This is a genomic window from Nocardiopsis sp. NPDC055824, assembly GCF_053616335.1.
In genome coordinates this window covers 1-14,693 of the sequence record NZ_JBSHDN010000080.1, presented here as the reverse complement: position 1 = coordinate 14,693, position 14,693 = coordinate 1, and the positions used below count along the sequence as shown (strand labels likewise).

General features: G+C 73.9%; 13 protein-coding genes and 2 pseudogenes. 13 read left to right on the top strand and 2 right to left on the bottom strand.

Translation table 11 applies throughout. The annotated features are described in order from the left end of the window. Positions 1 to 331: 331 nt before the first annotated feature. Positions 332 to 472: pseudogene (locus ACWGL3_RS17445) on the top strand (VOC family protein); the annotation flags it as partial. 162 nt (positions 473 to 634) lie between these two features. Here the strand turns inward: ACWGL3_RS17445 and ACWGL3_RS17440 are convergent. Further along, entirely contained in the window at positions 635 to 1,243 is a 609-nt protein-coding gene (locus tag ACWGL3_RS17440) for a TetR family transcriptional regulator (protein WP_267949592.1), read from the bottom strand. A 74-nt stretch (positions 1,244 to 1,317) separates the two neighbouring features. On the opposite strand from ACWGL3_RS17440, the gene ACWGL3_RS17435 reads away from it, so the two are divergent. The 3 genes and pseudogenes from ACWGL3_RS17435 (at position 1,318) to ACWGL3_RS17425 (ending at position 2,832) form a co-directional block, all read left to right on the top strand. Then, positions 1,318 to 2,163, top strand: a complete 846-nt coding sequence (locus ACWGL3_RS17435) for an SDR family NAD(P)-dependent oxidoreductase (protein WP_452461545.1) — start codon at positions 1,318 to 1,320, stop codon at positions 2,161 to 2,163. Positions 2,164 to 2,341: 178 nt separating this feature from the next. Further along, positions 2,342 to 2,566: pseudogene (locus ACWGL3_RS17430) on the top strand (hypothetical protein); the annotation flags it as partial. Then, on the top strand, positions 2,545 to 2,832 hold the full coding sequence (locus tag ACWGL3_RS17425; protein ID WP_452461549.1) for a hypothetical protein: 288 nt from the start codon (positions 2,545 to 2,547) through the stop codon (positions 2,830 to 2,832). The pseudogene ACWGL3_RS17430 and the gene ACWGL3_RS17425, both read left to right, overlap by 22 nt. Positions 2,833 to 3,074: 242 nt before the next feature. On the opposite strand, the gene ACWGL3_RS17420 is transcribed toward ACWGL3_RS17425, so the two are convergent. Then, entirely contained in the window at positions 3,075 to 3,476 is a 402-nt protein-coding gene (locus ACWGL3_RS17420) for a MerR family transcriptional regulator (protein WP_452461544.1), read from the bottom strand. A gap of 64 nt (positions 3,477 to 3,540) precedes the next feature. Between ACWGL3_RS17420 and ACWGL3_RS17415 the strand changes: the two genes are divergently transcribed. The 9 genes from ACWGL3_RS17415 (at position 3,541) to ACWGL3_RS17375 (ending at position 14,664) form a co-directional block, all read left to right on the top strand. Beyond that, entirely contained in the window at positions 3,541 to 4,332 is a 792-nt protein-coding gene (locus ACWGL3_RS17415; RefSeq protein ID WP_267949596.1) for an SDR family NAD(P)-dependent oxidoreductase, read from the top strand. A 41-nt stretch (positions 4,333 to 4,373) separates the two neighbouring features. Continuing rightward, positions 4,374 to 5,171, top strand: a complete 798-nt coding sequence (locus ACWGL3_RS17410) for an SDR family oxidoreductase (protein WP_267949597.1) — start codon at positions 4,374 to 4,376, stop codon at positions 5,169 to 5,171. Positions 5,172 to 5,186: 15 nt separating this feature from the next. Further along, positions 5,187 to 5,630, top strand: a complete 444-nt coding sequence (locus ACWGL3_RS17405) for a tyrosine-type recombinase/integrase (RefSeq protein WP_452461548.1) — start codon at positions 5,187 to 5,189, stop codon at positions 5,628 to 5,630. A gap of 846 nt (positions 5,631 to 6,476) precedes the next feature. Beyond that, positions 6,477 to 7,799 carry an ABC transporter substrate-binding protein gene (locus ACWGL3_RS17400; RefSeq protein WP_267949598.1) on the top strand — a complete coding sequence of 441 codons (1,323 nt, stop codon included), beginning with the start codon at positions 6,477 to 6,479 and terminating at the stop codon, positions 7,797 to 7,799. Between the two features lie 212 nt (positions 7,800 to 8,011). After that, on the top strand, positions 8,012 to 9,496 hold the full coding sequence (locus tag ACWGL3_RS17395) for an ABC transporter substrate-binding protein (protein WP_452461543.1): 1,485 nt from the start codon (positions 8,012 to 8,014) through the stop codon (positions 9,494 to 9,496). Then, complete coding sequence (locus ACWGL3_RS17390; RefSeq protein ID WP_267949600.1) at positions 9,496 to 11,343, top strand: ABC transporter permease subunit; 1,848 nt, start codon at positions 9,496 to 9,498, stop codon at positions 11,341 to 11,343. Before ACWGL3_RS17395 ends, ACWGL3_RS17390 begins: the two co-directional genes overlap by 1 nt. Next, positions 11,340 to 12,476, top strand: a complete 1,137-nt coding sequence (locus ACWGL3_RS17385; RefSeq protein WP_452461542.1) for an ABC transporter ATP-binding protein — start codon at positions 11,340 to 11,342, stop codon at positions 12,474 to 12,476. The genes ACWGL3_RS17390 and ACWGL3_RS17385 overlap by 4 nt, the downstream gene beginning before the upstream one ends. Before the next feature lie 50 nt (positions 12,477 to 12,526). Continuing rightward, positions 12,527 to 13,351, top strand: a complete 825-nt coding sequence (locus tag ACWGL3_RS17380) for an ABC transporter ATP-binding protein (protein WP_452461541.1) — start codon at positions 12,527 to 12,529, stop codon at positions 13,349 to 13,351. After that, positions 13,327 to 14,664: an MFS transporter gene (locus ACWGL3_RS17375; RefSeq protein ID WP_452461540.1), complete on the top strand. Its 1,338-nt coding sequence runs from the start codon at positions 13,327 to 13,329 to the stop codon at positions 14,662 to 14,664. The genes ACWGL3_RS17380 and ACWGL3_RS17375 overlap by 25 nt, the downstream gene beginning before the upstream one ends. Positions 14,665 to 14,693: the final 29 nt, after the last annotated feature.

Below are 14,693 nucleotides of genomic sequence, written 5' to 3'. Positions count from 1 at the left end.
GGGGACCCACGCGGACAGCGGGAGGTCCGCTGACCGCGATGTGAAACCAGTGGTATCTGCAGCGGAGCAGCCCCCTTTGGGAGCGGCGCGGTTGTGCTGGCCCAGGGAACGCTTGTCGGGGATGCCACCGAATATCTTGACGTCCGCGTGCGCCAGTTCGTTCGGTCGGGTGCATTGCTGCGGGGACGTGGGTGGCCACTGCCCGCGCTTCCTGGACCTCATGTTCGGGTTGCAGACCGACGTCCTGGCCTTCTGCGCCATCCACACCGTCCTGCCCCGCGCCTGGACGTCGAGGAACGGGAACCCGGACCAGAGCATGAGGCTCCGCACGGACGCCGAGCTCGAACGCCTCCTGGCCGCGGGCGCCGAGCGCGTCGACATCGGCCAGACCGGGGAGGAGCCCCGGTACGTGCTCGCCGATCCCGAGGGCAACGAGTTCTGCCTGCTCAGGCCCCAAGTCGACCCGGTCTGACCGTCTCGGCCGACGACGGGCCGGAGTCCGGTCCGCACGGGCGGAGGAGGCGCTCCGACCCGATGTGGGCACCGGGGACGTCCTGGTGTTCGTGGCGCTCGTGGTCACCGGCATGGGCGCCAGCCGCACGGAGAGTGGCGGACTCAGGCCGCCCCGTCGGCCTCACCCCCGGACGGCGGAGACGGCCTCGTCCCAGAGCTGTTCGAGGGGGACGGCGCCGTCGAGGCGGAGCCAGGTCTCACTGGCCACGTCGAGGCAGGCCAGGGCCGTGGCCACGATCGCGGCGGAGCGGTGCTCGGCCGCCGTCCCGTCCGGGTCGTCCGCGCCGCGCAGGCGCCGGGCGAGCTCGGGGACGAGGAGTTCCTTCCAGGCGAGCTGCTTCTCCATGTGGCGGGCGCGCAGGGAGGGGGTCCGGTGCAGCATCTGCCCTATCCGGAGCTCGCGGTCGGTGTCGACCGGCTGCACGGTGCGCAGGCTCAGCAGGGAGGCCCGGACCGCCTCCCAGGGCTCCTCCTCGGGCGGGCGCTCCACGAGCGCGTCACGGACCCGGCGGCCCCGGTCGACGAGGTCGCCGAGGACCACGTCCTCCTTGGTCCCGAAGTAGCGGAAGAAGGAGCGGCGGGAGATCCCCGCGGCCTCCGCGATCTGGTCGATGGTCGTCTCCTCGAAACCGCGTTCGAGGAAGAGGCGCATCCCGGCCTCGGCGATCTCCCGGTGTACCGCTCGGCGGGTGCGTTCCCTCAGGCCCGGTACCGGTTCTTCACTGCGCACCCCCGCACTCTACACAGTGCGTCATCGAGCGACAAAGTTGACACTTGGTGTCACAACTGTCGTATGGTGTCGGCATGAGCATCGACCACGCTTCGCAGACCACACTCATCACCGGGGCCAGTTCCGGCATCGGCGCCGCCCTGGCCCGCAGGCTCGCCGAACGCGGGACGGGCCTGGTCCTCGTCGCCCGGCGCGCCGAGAGGCTGGAGGCGCTGGCGGCCGAACTCCGCGACGCCCACGGCGTCGGGGTGGAGACCGTCTCCGCCGACCTCGGCCGTCCCGGGGCGGGAAGGGACCTGGCCGCCGAGATCGACCGCCGCGGCCTGGAGGTGACCAGCCTCGTCAACAACGCCGGGGTCGGCATGGACGGTGCGTTCCGGGAGCAGGACCCCGACGAGCTCGGCGCGATGGTCGCCCTCAACGTGGGCGCCGTCGTCGACCTCAGCCGGGCCTTCGTGGGCCGGCTGGCGGAGAGGGGCGACGGCTACCTGGTCAACGTCGCCAGCATGGCCGCCTACCAGCCGATCCCGGGGATGGCCGCCTATGCGGCGACCAAGTCGTTCGTGCTGTCCTTCACCGAGGCGCTGTGGTGGGAGACCCGGGACAGCGGGCTGCGCACCATGGCGTTCTCGCCGGGGCTGACCCGTACGGAGTTCTTCGACGCGATCGGCGCCGAGGGGTACCCGGGCGGTTTCCAGACCCCCGACGAGGTCGCCCTGGCGCTGCTCCGGGCGCTCGACCGCCGCAGGTCGGTCCCGAGCGCGCTCTCGCGCGCCGGCAACGTGCTCGCCACGTCCCTGTCACGGTTCTTCGGCCGCCGGTCCGCCGTCCTGGTCACGGCCCGCGCGGCCCGCTCGGCGCAGCTGATGCGCAAGAGCCGCGCCACCCCTGCCCAGCGGTCCCGGGGGCGAACCAAGTAAGCCGGAAAGGGGCAACGGCCCCCACCACCCCGTGATGCAGGCCCGTGTTGGGTTGTGGTCGGGTGAAAGCCCCACTCTCCTGACCGGCCCCTGGCTACCGTGTCCGCGACCCCCTGCCCCCGTTCTGGAGGGGGCCGTCGGTGGCCTCGATCGAGCGCACGGCCTCCCCGCAGTTCAAGAAGAGGTGTCGGCCTTTCACGGCGACAACCACGAGGCGTTGGTGCACCGGTTCTTCAAGAAGGACCGGGCGGTGATGTTCGACCTGGCCGCCAAGCTGGAGCTGAAGGCGACCTCGTCCGACGACTCGGTGCTGGTCGCCCTGGAGCACGGACCTGGCCGCCTGGGCCTGGGCCGGGCCCGTACACGGAAAGGAACCCGACGATGTCCCAGTACTCCACCGACGAGGCGCTCAGCTCGGGCAGACCGGCCAAGCGCCGGCGCTTCAGTGACGAGATGCTCTTCACTTCGGAGTGCGTGAGCTGCGAGGCGGACCTGCGCACCACCGACCCCCAGGAGCAGGTGGTGATCGGCCGCAACGGTGGCCAGCTCGCCGCCTGCCGGGGCGAGTGCGCCCGGCGGGCGTGCGGACACCCGGGCGGGCTCCCGGGCAGGGGTCCGGTGCCGCCGTTGGAGCGCCGCATCGCAAAGTGGGAGGACTTCGACCAGTGACCCGCACCTGGGGTACCCCGCCCGCACCCGGCGCCGAGGACCACCCCGCCCAGGTCGTCGCCCAGGACGCCCGAACCGGTGTGCGCCGCTGCCCGGCCGGGTGCATCGCCATCGAAGACGCCTCGCGCCCGGCAGGAGCGCGACGACGTCAAGTACACGGCCTCGGCGCGAGAATGCGCCCCCCGGGCTTGGGGGCGCTCTCGGCGACAGCGCCACCACAGGAGCAGCGAACGAATGGCCTGTCAGTCCGCCATGCTGTCCGCGGCTTGCCGGGGAGACGCGGCCAGCAGGCCGCGGGGTGTCGCTTCACCGGCGAGATAACTGTCGAGGGTCTTCCGGCGTTGTGCCAGGCGCAGCTCCTGCCGGGCGAGTTCGTCACGAACCTCGCGGACACGAGTGAGAAGTGCTGAGCAGTCCGCTTCCGTGCGCGTGTGTCCGGCAAGCGGAAGGCTGTCGCGGATGACCTGCGAGGACAGGCCCGCGCTGAACAGGTCCTGGATGAAGGCGACTCGCTCCACCGCGTCCGGCTCGTACTCCCGGTAGCCGTTGGCTGTACGGCGGCTTCGCAGCAGGCCCTGTTGCTCGTAGTAGCGCAGGGAGCGACTGCTCGCGCCCGTGGCCGCGCTGAGTTCTCCGATTCGCACCGCGCTTCTCCGAACATCTCCGATGTTGACCTTGACACTGATGTCATAGTTTAGCGTTCCGGGCATGACCACCGCACCGCAGATGAAAGGCCGAACCGCAGTCGTGACCGGCGCCACGTCCGGCATCGGAGCCGAGATCGCCGACCAGTTGGCCGGACACGGCGCCCATCTCGTTCTGGTGGCCCGCTCCGCCGAACTCCTGGAGACGACGGCGACCCGCCTACGCGTTCAGTACGGCGTCGATGTCCTCACCGCGCCCCTCGACCTCGCCGACCGCGAATCACCCCGGCTCCTCGCGCACCAGCTCGCTGAGGCAGGGATCGAGGTGGAGATGCTGGTCAACAACGCCGCCGCCAGCCAACTGGGTGCCCTTGCCGACACCGACCCGATGCGGCTGCGCGCGATGCTGGAACTCAACGTCGGGACACTGGCGGAACTGACCGCCCGGCTGCTCCCCGGCATGGTGCGACGCGGCCGCGGGTCGGTGCTCAACATCTCCAGCACGGGCGCCTACCAGCCGACGCCGTACATGGCCGCCTACTCCGCGTCCAAGTCCTTCGTGCTCTCATTCACCCAGGCCCTATGGGCCGAGGTCGCCGGCACTGGCGTGCGGGTTGTGGCCGTCGCCCCCGGACCCACCGACACTCCGATGAACGCAGCGGCGTCGCCACTGCGCAAACGTCAGCCCGCAGACGTGGCCCGCACCGCTCTGGCCGCACTGAGCCGGCGGCGGCCCGCCATTGTGGACGGCGGTGGAAACGCTCTGCAGACCTTCATCTCCAGCAGGCTGTTACCGGCCGGAATCGCCGCCCGTATCGGGAAGCGAATCATCGAATCCACGATTCTCCATCGCTGACCCGTGACCACTACCCACCTCCTTCGTGAAAGAGGAACAGCATGCCCGAACCGATCATGACGACAGCCCACGAGTCGGGCGGCCTGCGCGGGCGCCGCGTTCTTGTCACCGGTGGCAGCAAAGGAATCGGGCGCGCCGTCGCCTCCCGGCTCGCAGCCGCCGGCGCGACGGTCGTCGCGACGGCCAGAAAAGATCCCGGGAACCTGCCGACCGCAGTGCATTTCATCTCAGCCGACCTCAGCACAGCAGACGGCTGCGCCGAGCTGGTCACCGCCGCGACCGATCTGCTCGGCGATATCGACGTACTGATCAACAACGTCGGTGCCGGTACCCCACCACCCGACGGACTGCTATCGGCATCGGACGACATCTGGGAACGGACACTCCAGCTGAACCTGCTGCCTTCGGTCCGCCTGGACCGCGCGGTGCTCCCCGACATGATCGCAGGAGGCAGCGGCGTGATCATCCACGTCACCTCGGTGGGCGCCCACCTCCCGATCGGCCCCGACGCCCCCTACCAGGCAGCGAAGGCGGCGCTGTCGACCTACAGCAAAGCACTGGCCAACGAATTCGCCGGGCGCGGTGTCCGGGTCAACAGGATTTCCCCCGGCCTGATCGCCAATGACGCAATTTCCGCGATGCTCGCACAATCCGCCCACGGCGCCCCCGACGACCCCACTGCGCAGATGCTCGAAAAATGGGTCGGCGGCATTCCCCTGGGACGTCCCGGGCAACCCGCCGAGGTCGCCGACCTGGTCACTTTCCTGGTTTCCGACCAGGCCGCCTGGATCACCGGCTCGGACTTCCGTATCGACGGCGGCTCATTCCAAGCCGTGTGACCGGCGCGTCGAACGCTGACCTGGAATACACCACGAGGAACCGCAGTCCGGCGAGTTCGGCCTCGGAGAACACCTGAGCAGCCAACGGGAGCCTCCGCTCGCGTCAGGGGCGGCCATCGGCGACTACTCAACCAGGCGTGGCTGCGGCCGCATCGCGGAGCTACCTGTCTTATCCGATCCGAGGCCGCGCCGGCGCTGTTCCCGGCCCGGGGCGGTCGGCGGATCTCGGCGCGGACCATCGACCACGTCATCCGCACCACCGGACGCCGGGCGGGGCCGGAGATCTCTCCGCACACCCTGCGCCACACCTTCGCCACCGACCTCGTCCGCGGTGGACACGACCTGGTGGTCGTCGCCGAGCTGCTCGGCCACTCCCGGGTGGAGACCGTGCGGGCCTGCACCCTGCCCACCGAGGACGACGCCCAGGCCGCGGCGGACGCCGCCACCGTCGACTACTGAACGGCGGCCACGCACCGGCGGGATCAGTCGAAACCGCTTTGCGCGGTGTCGGACTCCGGGTCACGAGCCGCGGCGGACTGGATCCGCGCGGCCGCGTCCTTGTCCGTCTCCGTGTTCTTACCCATGATCCCCACCTGCCCGCTGACCAGGCCATTGCCCCTTTCGGGCTTACTTGGTTCGCCCCCCGTCCTGATGCCCCGGGCCACGGGCGCGTCCGCGACGGCGGGGCGGTCGGTGGTCCGATCGGCGCTCCATCCGCCGGAACGGGCACGCGCGCCCGCCCCGGTGGATGGAGCGCTCGCGGTGCGCCGTGGGTCCGGCGACCGGTCGGACCGCACTCCCGGGTCCTCGGGCGGGCCGGGGTGAGGCCCGGTGCGGCCGGTGGCGTGCGCGTTTGGCATGGTAAACGCTTTCCGATCCTGAGGGCAAGAGGTGGGGAAAGGATGCCGCGAGGGGTCCGATCCGACATGCCGCGGTGTGCGGGGCTCGGTTCTCGCCCTCCGTCCTCCCGGGGCGGCTGTTTCCCGTGGTTCTGCTGGTGGTGGCGGGATCAGTGGGGATTCGGGGTGTGGTGCGCGGGTGTCGTGTTCGGAAAGGGAGCGTTGACACCCCACGTGACGCGGTGCTAAAAAATGAACACTTGAGAACATGGATAGCGCTTACCAGCACGGTTGCGGCGATCCCGCTCCGTTCGTGACGCCCCGGCCCGGCGCCCCCGCCAGGTGCGACACCGGCCGGAGCCCCGACCGGTCCGCCGGCCCGACACCACCCTCCCGACCGGACAGCAGTACCCCCTCCCGGGACGCAGCAGCCCCCGGAACGCAGCAGCCGAAGGGAAACACCACCATGCGCGTACCCCCCGGCCGAGGACGGTCCCGCGCGGGCCGCCGCGGCACCGCCCTCACCGCCACCGCCGCCGCGGCCGCGATCGTCATGGCCGCCTCCGCGTGCGGAGGCTCCGGAGGCGACGGCGACACCGTCGAGCTCCGCTTCTCCTGGTGGGGCTCCGACGAGCGCCAGGCCACCATGCTCCAGGTCATCGAGAACTTCGAGGCCGAGAACCCCGGCATCCGCATCGCGGGGGAGAGCACCGACTGGAGCTCCTACTGGGACCGGCTGGCCACCAACACCGCCGCCAACGACGCCCCCGACATCGCCATGCAGGAGGAGCGCTACCTGCGCGAGTACGCCGACCGCGGCGCGCTCATGAACCTCGACGAGGCCGCCGGCCTGGACCTGTCCGGCCTGGACCCGCTCATCGCCGAGAGCGGCGACCTGGACGGCCAGACCTTCGGCGCGGCCACCGGCGTCAACGCCTACGCCATCCACGCCGACCCCGAGGCCTTCGAGGCCGCGGGCGTGGAGATGCCCGACGACGAGACCTGGACGTGGGACGACTACGTCGAGATCTCCGCGCAGATCACCGAGGGCAGCGACGGCGAGTACGTCGGCACCCAGAGCATGAGCTACAACGAGACCGGGTTCCAGGTCTTCGCGCGCCAGCACGGCGAGAACCTCTACGCCGAGGACGGCTCGCTGGGATTCTCCCAGGAGACCCTGACGGCGTGGTTCGAGATCACCCAGGAGCTCCAGGACAACGGCGGCCAGCCGAGCGCCGCCGAGGGCGTGGAGATCCAGGGCGGCGGGGTCGACCAGTCGGTCGTGTCCACCAACCAGGGCGCGATGGCGCACTTCTGGAGCAACCAGCTCGGCGGGGTGGCCGAGTCCTCCGGCCGCGACATCCAGCTGCTCCGCTACCCGGGGGAGACCGAGTTCGAGCGGACCGGCGGGTTCTTCAAGCCGGCCATGTTCTACACCGTCTCCGCGGGGTCCGAGCACCCCGAGGAGGCGGCGCTCTTCGTCGACTACATGCTCAACGACCCGGCGGTGGCCGAGCTGACCCTCGCCGACCTGGGGCTCCCGGCCAACGTGGAGGTGCGTGAGGCGATCGTCGACGACCTGCCCGGCGCCGACGCGCAGATGGCCGAGTTCATGAGCGGCATCGAGGACACGATCGTGGACGGCAACCCGCCGCCGCCGATCGGCGCGGGCCAGGTCGTGGAGATCACCGGGCGGGTCACCGACAGCCTCGCCTTCGGCGACATCACCCCGGCCGAGGCGGCCGAGCAGTTCATGGCCGAGGTCGAGGCGGCCACCGGCGGCGCCTGACACCGGCCGGGCACGGGCCCGGGGCGCGGGGGGTTCTCCCTCCGGGCCCCGGGCCCGTGTCGTTTCCGACCCTCCGGACGGATGCGGGCGGGGTGTCGCGTTCCGGGCGGACTGGTGGACAATAATGAAAACGGTTGTCATATGCTGTTTTGGCCGGTCGCGACACCGTCGCGCGGCGGCCCCGTCCACACCCGACCCCTGGAAGAACCCCCGTGCACCTCCACAAGACCCCGCCCGGCGCCTGCCTGGCCGTGGCCGCCGCCCTCGCGGCCACCGGCTGCTTCCCCGCCGGAGACGACACCGCCGCCGACGACGGACGGATCTCGGTGGCCATGATGCAGCCGCCGCGCTCGGCCCTGTCGCCCCTCACCGACGACGCCTTCAAGCTCTCCCGGTGGAGCACCGCCGAGACCCTCGTCACCCTGGACGAGGTCGGCGACCCGCAGCCCGGCCTGGCCACCGAGTGGGTCCGCACCGACCCCACCACCTGGACCTTCACCATCCGCGAGGGGGTGGACTTCCACGACGGCACGGAGCTGACCGCCGACGTCGCCGCCCACGCGCTGGAGTACGCGGCGCAGGCCTCGCCCAAGCCGCGCATCCTCGACGGCGTGGAGATCGCGGTGGAGGCGCGGGGCGACACCGTGACCGTCACCACCGCCGAGGAGGACCCCCTCGTCCCGCAGCGGCTGTCCTCGCCGCAGCTGTCGATCCTCGCCCAGAGCGCCTACGAGGGCGGCGCGGTGAGCCCCGTCGGCACCGGGACCGGCCCCTTCGAGCTGGTCGAGGTCACCGGGACCACCGCCGCGCGCCTGGACCGCTTCGACGGCTACTGGGGCGAACCCGCCCTGGCCCCCGGCATCGACGTGGCCTTCGTGCCCGACGGGACCGCACGCGCCGCCGCCCTGCGCACCGGCGAGGCCGACATCGTCGAGTCCGTGCCCACCTCCCAGGCCGCGCTCCTGGAGGAGGACACCCTCACCGAGGTGCCGATGCCGCGCACCAACACCCTCTACCTCAACACCGAGGAGGGGCCCTTCACGGACCCCGGCCTGCGGGCCGCCGCGCGTGAGGCGATCGACCGCGAGTCCCTGGTCGAGGGCGTCTACGAGGGCCGCGCCGACGTGGCCGAGGGCCTTCTGGGACCCGCGCTGCCCTGGGCCGCCGAGCGCCCCGCGCGCACCGGCGCCACGGAGGCGCAGGACCCGGACGGCGCGTCCGTCACCCTGGCGACCTTCACCGACCGCGCCGAGCTGCCCGAGGTCGCGACCGTCCTCGAACAGCAGCTGGAGGACGCCGGGTTCGAGGTGGAGCAGGTCGTGCGCGAGTACGCCAACATCGAGGAGGACGCCCTCAGCGGCGAGTTCGACGCGTTCATCCTCTCCCGCGCGACCGTCCTGGACTCCGGGGACCCCGCCGCGTACATGACCAGCGACTTCTCCTGCGACGGCTCCTTCAACATCGCCCAGCTGTGCGACGAGGGGGTGGACGCCGCCCTGGAGGCGGCCGAGCTGGCGCCGACGGGCGAGGAGCGGCGCGCCGCGATCCTGGAGGCCGAGGCCGCCGTCCTCGCCACCGACGCCGCCATCCCCATGCTGCACGAGCGCGTCATCCAGGGCGACGCGGCCGGCGTCGTGGACTCGGCCAAGGACCCGCGCGAGCGCCTGCTCGTCACCTCGCGCACCCGGCTGGACTGATGGGCGCCGCGCACCCGGGCCGGGCCGCGCCCCGGCGCCCCCGCCCGGCCCGCCGCTCCGGGCTCCTCGGCCCCCTGCTCTCCCGCGTGGCGGCACTGGCCGTCATCACCGTCGTGGTCGGCCTGCTCCCGTGGCTGTCCGGCCGCGACCCCGCGCTGTCCGTGCTGCGGGCCCGCTCGGCCGAGCAGGAGCCGACCGAGGAGGCCCTCAACGCGATCCGCGCGGAGCTGGGGCTCTCCGACGGACCGATGGTGATGCTCGGCCGCTGGTTCGGCGGGGCGCTCCGCGGCGACCTGGGCTCCTCCTGGGTCTCCGACGCCCCCGTCCTGCCCGCGGTCGTCTCGGCCACGGGGGTGTCCCTCCTGGTCATGGCGTGCGCGCTCGGCGTGGCCCTGCTGCTGGCGGCCCTGCTGTGCGCGCCCGCCCTGGTGCGCGGGGCTCGCGGCACGCTGCGCCCGGGCGGGTCGGGCAGCGGCGCGGTCGCCGCCATGTGCACGGCCCTGCCCGAGTTCCTGGTCGCCGTCCTGCTCATGGTCTCCCTGTCGGTGTGGCTGGGCTGGCTGCCGCCCTACGGCTGGCAGGGGCCGGTCAACCTGGTCCTGCCGGCCCTGGCGCTGGGAATCCCGGCCGGAGGGCTGCTGGGCCGGCTGGTCGACGACGCCCTGCCCTCGGTGTTCGCCGAGCGCTGGGTCGGCCTGTGGGCCGCCTCGGGGTGCTCCCCGGCCGTCATCGGCGCGGCCGCGCTGCGCCGGGCGACCCCGGCCCTCATCCCGCAGTTCGGCATGGTCGCGATCGGCCTGACCGGGGGAGCGGTCGCCGTGGAGACGGTCTTCGCCGTCCCCGGGATCGGCCGCACCGCCCTGGGCGCCGCCCAGTCCCAGGACCTGCCCATGCTCCAGGGCGCGGTCCTCGGCCTGGTGCTCCTCGGAACCGCGGCGGGCCTGCTCGCCCAGGCGGCGCGCCGGTGGATGCTGGGGCCCGGCCTGCGCGACGCGGCCCTGACCCTGTCGCCGCCGCCCACGGCCCCGGCCGGAGCGCTGCGCCGGTCGGTGCCCGCGGTGTGCGCGGCGCTGCTCCTCACCGTGTGCGTGTGGGGGCTGACCCGGGACGCGATGACCGTGAGCGTGGCCGAGCGCCTCGCCGGGCCCTCGTGGGCGCACCCGCTGGGCACCGACGCCGTGGGCCGCGACGTGCTCGCCCGTCTCGGCCACGGGGCCGTCGCCACCGTGGGCACCGCGGCGCTGGTGTGCCTGGTGAGCCTCGCGGTCGCGCTGGTGGTCGGGTTCCGGCCCGCGCTGGCGGCGGGCGCCGCCGACATGGCCAACGCCCTGCCGCCGGTCATCGCCGGGATCCTCGTGGCCGCCGTCATGGGCCCCGGCCCCCTCGGAGCCTCGGTGGCCGTCGCCCTGGTGTCCTGGCCGCCGCTCGCCGCGCACGCGGCCTCGCTGGTCCAGGAGACGCGCGCCGCCGCCTACCTCGACGCCCAGAGGGCCCTGGGGGCCGACTCCCGGTGGATCCTGGTGCGGCACGTCCTGCCCGCGGTCCTGGGTCCGGTGGGCCGCAACGCGGTGCTCCGGCTCCCCGGCATCGCCCTGGCCCTGGCCTCGCTGGGGTTCCTCGGCCTCGGGGCCCAGCCGCCCTCCGCGGAATGGGGGCTGAGCCTGTCGGAGTCCCTGCCCTACGTGGAGCGCGCGCCCCTGGCCGCGCTCGCCCCGGGCGCCATGCTCATGCTGCTCGCCGCGTTCGCGGTCTCCCTGTCCACCCTGCCCCCGGGCGGGCGCACCGCCCGGCGGCGCCGGGTCCCGGCCGCCGCCGGGGCCGGAATCCCGGAAGGAGCCGGACGATGAACCACGGCGTTCCCCACGACGGCGTTCCCCACCGCACAGCTCCCGGCGGCGGGGGCCCCCGCTCCCACAGCGGCGGCAGCGGCACGGTTCCCAGCGGCGCGGCCCCCGGCGACGCCGCCCCCGGCCGCACGCCCCTGCTGAGCGTCCGCGACCTGCGGGTCACCCTGCGCGAACGCGGCGGTACCGCCGTCCCGGCCGTGCGCGGCCTGTCCTTCGACGTGCACCCCGGCGAGGTGGTCGCCCTCGTGGGGGAGTCGGGCGCCGGGAAGTCCCTGACCGCCCGCGCCGTCCTGGGCCTGGCGCCCCACGGCGCACAGGTCGCCGGGAGCGTCCTGCTGGACGGACAGGAGCTGGTCGGCGCGCGCCCGTCCGTCCTGCGCTCGGTGCGGGGGCGGCGGATGTCGCTGGTCCCGCAGGACGCCCTCACCGTGCTCAGCCCCGTCCACACCGTGGGCGCCCAGCTCGTCCGGGCCGTGCGCTCGGTGCGCGGGACCGGCCGGGCCCGGGCGTGGGAGGAGGCCGTGGCCGCCCTGGACCGGGTAGGCATCCCCGACGCCGCCCGGCGCGCGCACGCCTACCCGCACGAGTTCTCCGGCGGCATGCGCCAGCGCGCCGTCATTGCGATGGCCACGGTCAACCGGCCCGACGTCGTCTTCGCCGACGAGCCCACCACCGCGCTGGACCCCGTCATGCAGGCGAGGGTCCTGGAACTCCTGTGCGGGCTGAGCGGGCAGACCGGGACCTCGGTCGTCCTGGTCACCCACGACCTCGGGGTCGTCGGCGGCCACGCGGACCGGGTGGTGGTCGTCTACGCGGGGCGGCACGTCGAGTCGGGCCCGGTGGACCGGGTCCTCACCGACCCGCGGGCCCCCTACACCGCCGGACTGCTCGCCGCGCTCCCGCCCCGGGAGGCGCGGGACCGCAGGCTCCCCGCCATCGCGGGATCGCCCCCCTCGCCGACGTCCCTGCCGCAGGGCTGCGCGTTCGCGCCGAGGTGCCCCCTCGCCGCGACACGCTGCCGCGCCCACGAGCCCTCCCCGGTCGTCGCGGGCGAGCCGGGGAGACTGGTCTCGTGCCACCGCTGGCAGGACCTCCCCGACCCGGCGCGCTCCCTGTTCGCGGACGTGCCGTGACCGCGGCGCGGCGGCGCCCGCACCCCGCACACCCCACGAGGAAGGACGACATGACCCACTCCGCCCCGCCGCTGCTGGCGGTCCGCGACCTGGTGGTGCGCTACCCGGGGCGCGCGCGGCGTTCCGCGCCCGTGACGGCCGTCGACGGGGTGTCCTTCGACGTCCGCGCGGGGGAGACGCTCGCCCTGGTCGGGGAGTCGGGGTGCGGGAAGACCAGCACGGCCTCCGCCGTGGTCGGCCTGCGCCGGCCCGACTCCGGGTCGGTGCGCTTCGAGGGCAGCGAGCTGACCACGATGGACCCGGCGCGCCTGCGCGCCCTGCGCCCCGCGCTCCAACCGGTCTTCCAGGACCCGTACGGGTCGCTCAGTCCCCGCCTGCGCGTGCGCGACGCCGTCGCCGAACCCCTGCGCATCCACGGGCGCTGGGACCGGGGGACCGGCCCGGACCGCGTGGCCGCCCTGCTGGACACGGTCGGCCTGGACGCCTCCCACGGCGACCGGCTGCCGCACGAGCTGTCCGGGGGGCAGTGCCAGCGCGTCGGGATCGCCCGCGCGCTGGCCTGCGAGCCGCGGCTGCTGGTCCTGGACGAACCGGTGTCGGCCCTGGACCCCTCGGTGCGCGCCGGGGTGCTCAACCTGCTCACCGGCCTCCAGGACACCCTGGGCCTGGGCTACCTGTTCATCTGCCACGACCTCGCGCTCGTCGGACACGTCGCCCACCGCGTCGCCGTCATGAGGGAGGGGCGCGTCGTGGAGACCGGGCCCGCCCGCCGGGTGCTCTCCCAGCCCTCCGACCCGTACACGCGCGAGCTGGTGGAGGCCTCCCCGGCGGCGGTCGGGGAGCACCGCGCATGCACGACCCCGACCGCGCCGTGAGCCCCGCCGGTGACGCCCGGGGGAGGGCGGAACAGGCGGAGGGCGCCGCCGGGCCCCGGCGCGGGGGACGCCCGGGGACGGGGCGGGCGGCCGCGGTGCTGCGCGACGCGCGCGCTCTGCCCCCGCTGGCGCTGCTGCTGGTCGGCTCCCAGTTCGCGTTCAACGTCGGCTTCTTCGCGGTCCTGCCCTACCTCGCCGACCACCTCGGCGGCGGGCTGGGCCTGGCCGGGTGGCTGGTCGGCCTCGTGCTGGGCCTGCGCACCTTCAGCCAGCAGGGCCTGTTCGTCGTGGGCGGCACGCTCACCGACCGGTTCGGCGCGCGGCCCGTGGTGCTGGCGGGCTGCGCGCTGCGGATCGCCGGTTTCTGCTGGCTCGGCTTCGCGGAGGGCACGGCGTCGGTGATCGCGTCGGTGCTGCTCATCGGGTTCGCCGCCGCGCTGTTCTCCCCGGCGGTCGAGACGGAGATCGTGCGCCAGGCGGTGCGGCACGAGCGGGCCTCGGGCACGCCCCGCACACGTGTCCTCGCGCTGTTCTCCGTCTCCGGGCAGGCGGGAACCCTCGTCGGCCCGCTGCTGGGCTCCCTGCTCCTGCTCGGCGGGTTCCGGGCCGCATGCCTGGTCGGGGCGGCGGTCTTCGCGCTCGTGCTCGCAGGGCACCTGCGGCTCATGCCCGGGCCGGAGGCGCACGGCGCCTCCGGCCCGCGGGCCGGGGAGGGGCGGCCCCGCCTGCGCGAGGGGGTGCGGCTCCTGCTCGGCGACCGCCGCTTCCTGGGGCTGTGCCTGGCCTACAGCGGCTACCTGCTGGCCTACAACCAGCTCTACCTGGCGCTGCCGGGGGAGGTGGAGCGGGCGACCGGTTCCCAGGCCGCGCTGGGCTGGCTGCTCGCGTGGTCCTCGGTGCTCTACATCGCCGCGCAGTTCCCGGTGCTGTCCTGGGCCGCGGCCCGGCTGTCCCGGCGCGCGACCCTGGTGTGGGGGCTGCTGCTGGTCTCGCTGGGCTTCGCCTCCGCCGCGGCGCTGACACCGGTCGGGGCCCTGGGCGGGCTGCTGCCCTCCGTCGCGTTCGTCACCGCGCTGACCCTGGGCCAGGTCCTGATCGTGCCGACGGTCCGGGCCTGGCTGCCCGACCTCGTTGACGACGCCCGCCTGGGCCTGTTCACGGGTGCGCTCTCCTCGCTGTCCGGGCTGGTGGTGCTCCTGGGCAGTGTGCCCGCGGGGGCGCTCCTGGACATGGGCGGCCCGGTCCCCTGGCTCGCGCTCGCCGCCGTGCCGCTCGCCGGGGCGGCCCTGGTCCCGCGCGGCCACCGATCCTGACCGGTCCGGGCGGCCCCGAACGGGCCGCC

Coding starts and splice junctions, on each gene's coding strand:
- ACWGL3_RS17435 (WP_452461545.1), top strand. CDS start 1,318: ATGAGCATCGACCACGCTTCGCAGACCACACTCATCACCGGGGCCAGT.
- ACWGL3_RS17425 (WP_452461549.1), top strand. CDS start 2,545: ATGTCCCAGTACTCCACCGACGAGGCGCTCAGCTCGGGCAGACCGGCC.
- ACWGL3_RS17415 (WP_267949596.1), top strand. CDS start 3,541: ATGACCACCGCACCGCAGATGAAAGGCCGAACCGCAGTCGTGACCGGC.
- ACWGL3_RS17410 (WP_267949597.1), top strand. CDS start 4,374: ATGCCCGAACCGATCATGACGACAGCCCACGAGTCGGGCGGCCTGCGC.
- ACWGL3_RS17400 (WP_267949598.1), top strand. CDS start 6,477: ATGCGCGTACCCCCCGGCCGAGGACGGTCCCGCGCGGGCCGCCGCGGC.
- ACWGL3_RS17390 (WP_267949600.1), top strand. CDS start 9,496: ATGGGCGCCGCGCACCCGGGCCGGGCCGCGCCCCGGCGCCCCCGCCCG.
- ACWGL3_RS17385 (WP_452461542.1), top strand. CDS start 11,340: ATGAACCACGGCGTTCCCCACGACGGCGTTCCCCACCGCACAGCTCCC.
- ACWGL3_RS17380 (WP_452461541.1), top strand. CDS start 12,527: ATGACCCACTCCGCCCCGCCGCTGCTGGCGGTCCGCGACCTGGTGGTG.
- ACWGL3_RS17375 (WP_452461540.1), top strand. CDS start 13,327: ATGCACGACCCCGACCGCGCCGTGAGCCCCGCCGGTGACGCCCGGGGG.